The sequence below is a fragment of the Streptomyces sp. NPDC058052 genome, assembly GCF_042885515.1.
In the GTDB taxonomy this organism is placed as follows: Bacteria; Actinomycetota; Actinomycetes; order Streptomycetales; family Streptomycetaceae; genus Streptomyces.
This window is the reverse complement of the sequence record NZ_JBHVRX010000100.1, coordinates 1-1,098: the sequence shown is the minus strand read 5'-3', so window position 1 is coordinate 1,098 and position 1,098 is coordinate 1. Positions and strand designations below refer to the sequence as shown.

Annotated in this window: 1 protein-coding gene; it reads left to right on the top strand. The window is 41.6% G+C overall.

All coding sequences use genetic code 11. The annotated features are described in order from the left end of the window. The first annotated feature begins 627 nt into the window (after positions 1 to 627). Entirely contained in the window at positions 628 to 858 is a 231-nt protein-coding gene (locus tag ACFVU3_RS40205; RefSeq protein WP_390073730.1) for a hypothetical protein, read from the top strand. Positions 859 to 1,098 lie beyond the last annotated feature (240 nt).

Sequence of the window (1,098 nt, the reverse complement as noted above, 5' to 3'; positions counted from 1 at the left end):
TTTCACTTAGAAACATATTCGCTATTTTATTCGCTACTTCTCATTCAATTTTCTGAATGGAGCCTAACCCCATGCACATACCTCCTTACACGGGTCAGAGAAGACTGTGCAAAATAAATGGCGAGCGTTTGAGACGCTTTGTTTCTCAATAAGGCGTGTAACCTGACAAGAGAGACTGAAAATGCCATTGAGAAGGCTTATAATGGGTCTTTCCTTCTTATATTTTTAAATATCTATAAACAGCTAACGTGCAAGCTCTTTTAAGGTGATGCTTGATAGAGCGATACTAAGCAGTTCACGAGACAACCGTGAATTCTCCGCCGGTGGGGACTTTAAATACGTTCCGGAAAGCGTGTAATATTTGTTGTCATAGCTCATCTGCCAGGTGTAGAAGGAGAATCCGGTTTTCGCACAGCGATTACCGGTTTTTATGCTCATGTACCTTGATGTACAAGGAGTTTCTGAAGACGTTATTTGGCGTCTTTTGTTATTTTCGACTTACAAAGATTTCGATCGATGAATCCGTAATCAGCGTATTCCCTGTCGATTTTGCGTACCTACTTGGGTTAATGAATAATATGTAAGGAAACGCTAATTTCGTATAATTTTCAAGGGAGGACGAAAAAGATGGACACAAATATTCGCGTTAAAGTTATGTATGATGACACGGTATATAATAAGTGGGGCGAGATTATTAATGAAACTTATGCCGGCGAGATTATCGATGCTATCCCTAACGAAGACACTGAAGAATATTTTGGAAAAGATCATGAAGGTCGCGAAGTATTTGTCGCATCTCTCGACATGTACGGTGAGCTCGTATTAGAGCCTGGATTTAAATTAGTAGACGACAAATAACGCAATCAGAACGAGGCTTCCGCACCCTGTGGCGAGGTCTTTTTGTGCTTGCGTTTTACTATGGATCATCCGGAATGTGCTTACGAGCCTTCCGGTACGCAAGTTATCAATAGTCTCCTTCGGGCGTTTCCCCAACGCCTATCCGACTTATCTTTTCATCTCCTTATATCCCCTTTTCGGACGTTACCGATGCTTCGGATCATCGGGCTTCCGAAGGAGCTTATTGAACGTAAATAAAAC

Coding starts and splice junctions, on each gene's coding strand:
- ACFVU3_RS40205 (WP_390073730.1), top strand. CDS start 628: ATGGACACAAATATTCGCGTTAAAGTTATGTATGATGACACGGTATAT.